The sequence below is a fragment of the Janthinobacterium sp. UMAB-60 genome (assembly GCF_900095235.1).
GTDB lineage: Bacteria > Pseudomonadota > Gammaproteobacteria > Burkholderiales > Burkholderiaceae_D > Janthinobacterium.
The window spans coordinates 1,532-5,559 of the sequence record NZ_LT607504.1; the positions used below are offsets into that span (position 1 = coordinate 1,532).

1 protein-coding gene is annotated in these 4,028 nt (G+C 67.3%); it reads right to left on the bottom strand.

The genetic code is table 11. The annotated features are described in order from the left end of the window. On the bottom strand, positions 1 to 3,947 hold a 3,947-nt coding region (locus tag K0F86_RS25285), incomplete at its 3' end, for a DUF6531 domain-containing protein (RefSeq protein WP_219136887.1). Positions 3,948 to 4,028: the final 81 nt, after the last annotated feature.

Here is a 4,028-nt window from a genome sequence, read left to right on the forward strand (position 1 = left end):
TGGAAGGCGTGCTGGGTGTTTGTTTTTCTTAACTTGCCAAATGGCGCATAAGCGGCCTGCCACACGGGCTGGCCATGGGCGTCGGTAGCCAGCTCGGGCGCGCCTAGGTGGTTGTTGTGCAGGAAGGCGATGCTCTCGCCGTGACTGAACCACGCCTTCCAGATGGCCGAGATGTCGGCCATGGCTTGCGCCAGCGGCCCACGCTGTTCCCGTGATTCGGCGGCATTGGCCGCCGTGTCGATCAGCGCCAGCGGCTGGCCGGCAAGATAGATGTATTGCCGGCTGATCTTGCCGTCCGCATCGAGTTCCGCCAGCAGCTTTCTGTCGTCGTCGTACAGATAATAAGTACGCGTCCCGCGCACTTCCTTGGCGATGCGCAGCCCGCGATGGTTGTAGCGGTAGCGCGCCAGCAGGTCCTGACCCTGATGCACTGACAACAGCCTGCCCAGCGCATCCCAGACATAGCGGCGCTGGCCGATGCGCTGCGGCTGGCCGGTCGCGTCGTAGCGGGCGTGTTCTGTATCGCTGGCGCGGACGGTGTTGCGCCACAGTTCATCCTGGCTGGCGATATCTTCCTGGCTGATAAGGCGGTTGCCGCCGCTGTCGTAGTGGTAGCGGTCGAAGCTTGCCGCTGTTGACGGGGGCGGGGAGGCGGTTGCCGCCGCAATCAGGCGGTCGTGGGCATCGTAGGCGTAGCTGCTGGTGGCGTCCCTGTCCCTCGTATGCAGCAAATTGCCCTGCACGTCCCACAGGTAGCGGTGGTCGAGCAGGGCGGCCGGGTCGGGCGGCAGGCCCAGCGCGCCAGCCTGGGCGGCTTGCTGCGCGTCTTCGGCTGGCAGCGCGGCGGCCGGCGTGGCCACGGCCTGGCCGATGCCCAGCACGGCTTGCAGCGCCAAGACGGCTTGCTGCCCGGATTGGTCCCCCCGCGCGTTGCGGTAGACGATGCGCGCCAGCGCGCCTTCCTTGCTGCGCTGATAGAGGGCCTCGATGCCGTTGCCATAGGTGTAGCGCTTGAGGCCGATAACGTCGCGCTCCAGGTCCTTGACGATGCTTGCCCCTGGCAACAGCCAGCGCAGCCAGGGACTGTGGACGAGCTGGCGCTCAAGCGCGACTACTTGCTGCTGGCCGTTGCGCCGGTAGTCCAGCAGGCTGCCGTCCGGCAAGCTGATGCCGCTCAGCTGCCCCAGACTGTCGTAGCGGTAACGGGTGTGGTAGCTGGCCTGTTTGCCGCTGTGGAGCGTGATGATGACGGTCTTGACGGACAGGCGCCCCTGCGCGTCATGGCTGTAGCGCTCGGCTTGTTGCGGATGATCGATGGCGACCAGGTGCGCGCCCGCGTAGCGCCAGGTGGTGACGGTCTGGCGCTGGCCGGCCGGAGCGCCGGCATCGGTGATGACCTGGCGCACAATGCGCCCGGCGCCATCGTAGGCGTAGCTGGCCTGGTTGCCCATGGCGTCGGTGCCCGCTATCAGCCTGCCGGCGGCGTCGAACTGCCGGCGTGTCATGCCGCTGTCGGGGCTGATGGTGGCGATGACCTGGCCGAAATCATCGCGCAGATAGCGGGTGGTGGCACCGTTTGGCGCTGTCACGGCCGTGGGTTGGCCGTCGATATCGCGTTCGAAGCGGGTTTCCGTGTTTTGCACCAATGCCTCCGGCGTGTTCGCCCACTGCGTTACGCCGACGATATTGCCCATGGCGTCATGGCGCAAACGCGTGATACGGCCCAGCGCATCGCCTAGTGCCTCGGGCAGGCCGCGCGCATTCCACGCGATGCGCCAGCGGCCGCCATTCGCATCCGTCATGGCCAGCAGATGGCCCGGCGGGTCGTAGCGGTAGTTGAGTGTCTGCTTGATTGCACTCGATTGCGTCGTGGTGTCGAGCAGGCGGTTTTCCGTGTCGTAGCGATGGCTCGTCACGATGCCCAGGTGTGAGGCGTTCCAGATGCGGCGGCCGGCGGCGTCGTAACCCAGGCGGGCAAGCGACTGCTGGCCTGCCTGGTCGCTGTATGCGATTTCGAGCGGATTGCCCAGACCATCGTAGCGCGCCGCATACGTCGCGCCGTCGCGCGTCTGGCGCATTAACTGGCCGCGCGGCGTGTAGGCGTACTGAGTGATCTGATCGAGCGCATCGGAGATGGTGGCGATGCGGCCGGCGCCGTCATAGGTGAACGCGCGCTTGAGATTGCCAGGTGTGATGATGGCAGTCAGGGGGGCGTCGCTTGTTCCATGTTCGTCATACCGCGCCAGCTTGCCCGCGTTGCTCTTGTCCGCCGGCTGGCCATATTCAAACACGGTGACATCGGAGTCCAGCGGCGTGCCCATCTTGCCGTTGGGCAGGGGACCGTCGATGCGGGTCAGCAGGCTGTGGCCGGCGATGATGGAGTACTGGTAACTGGTGGTGCGCGCGATGGCGGCCGCTGCCTGCTTGCCGTCGTAGCCGGGCACCCATCCCGTCTGCGTCACGCGCAGGACCTGGCCCATGGCGTTGTATTCGATGCGCGTTTGCCGCTCCTTGCCCGGCACGACGCTGGGGCGGGCGATCAGCGTGGGCGCGGGATCGTCGCCCGTGTATTCCAGGCGTAGCCGCCATTGCGCGGCGCCCCGCTTGCCGTGCTGGTATGTCACGCTGCCGGCGCGGACGGTGCGGCCCAGCTGGTCGAGTTCGCGCCAGCTGGCGCTGACGGGCTCGCCCTTGTCGTCCAGGCGGGTCGTTTCCAGCAGCTGCCCCAGCTTGTCGTAGGCGTAGCGCACATTGGTTGCGCCGCAGCTGGCGCAGCCGGCGCCGCGCACTTCCAGCAGACGCTGCTGGCCCCCGACGATGGCGTGGCGGTAGACGGTGCGCTGGCCCAGGCTGTTGGTGAGCACGGTTTTTCCGCCCTCGCTGGTATCGAGCGTGACCTTGCCGACGTTGCCGGCATGCGTGCTGAGGTTGGCGCGGCCGTTGCTGTCGTAGCCGAAGGTGGCGTAGCGCGTGGCCACGGGCGTGCCGCCGGCGCTGCTGGTTTCAATGCTGATGCCCGTCAGCAGCCAGGGCAGGCGCGGGTCTTCGTGGTGGTAGCGGCGGCTGACGGAGGATAGCGCCTTGTCGCCCGCCGGCAAGTGCACGCGCAGCAGGTTGGCCAGCAGGATGCGCTGCTCGAAGGGCAGGGCGCCCGGTGGCGGCGCGCCGCCGTAGTCGTAGGAAAAGCGCCCCACGGGGCTGTCGATGTGTTGCACACCGCGAAATTGCGTGCCTGCCCTGGCGCCGGCCGAGGTGGGCGCCAGGTAGCGCAGGTGCAGGCTGCGGCCTTGCGGGTCGGTCACTTGCACCAGCAGATGGTTGTCGTCATATAGCAGCCTGAGCGTTTCGCCGGTGGCGGCCGTAATGGTGTCGAGCTTGCCCAGGGTATTGAAATGCAGGCGGCGCCCGTCGGGCAAGGTCCAGGTGTAGTCGCTGGCGCCGTTGGCTTGCGGCGCCAGGGTCAGGCGGCCGTGGGCCGGCAGCGCCGTGCTGCACAGGCCGGGATGCCGTCGATCGCGGTCGAAGATGACGCGGGCGCCGTCGGCTTGCAGGATCTGGATGCGGCCGAATTTGTCGATCAATTCGGTTTCATACGACAGCTTCCATTCGCGTCCCAAGGGACCGTTGGGGCTGCCTGGCTTGCTGTAGGCGCTGTTGTAGTGCCGCACGATTTCCAGCCCCAGCACGCCGGGCAGGGGCGGCAGGTCTTCCTCGCGCTGGTATTTGTTGCCGGTGATGATGTTGATGGGATTGCCCGCGCCCGCATCGGGGCCGCCGCTGGCGCTCACGCCGGCGACGGCGCCAGCGCAGGCGCCGGGCGGTCCGCCCGGCTCGGGGCCGCAGGCGCCAGCGGTAGGCATGCCCGACAGCATCAGCCAGGCCAGCAGGCTGGCGCAGAGGGTATGCAGCGCATGGCGCAGCCGGGGAGAGTAAAAAGTTGTTGGCATGGCTTACCTCAGCTAGGTGTGCAGCAGATGACGGTGCAGGGTTCCGGCACGCAATGCTGCGGGTCCGTAAACGGGTTGCAG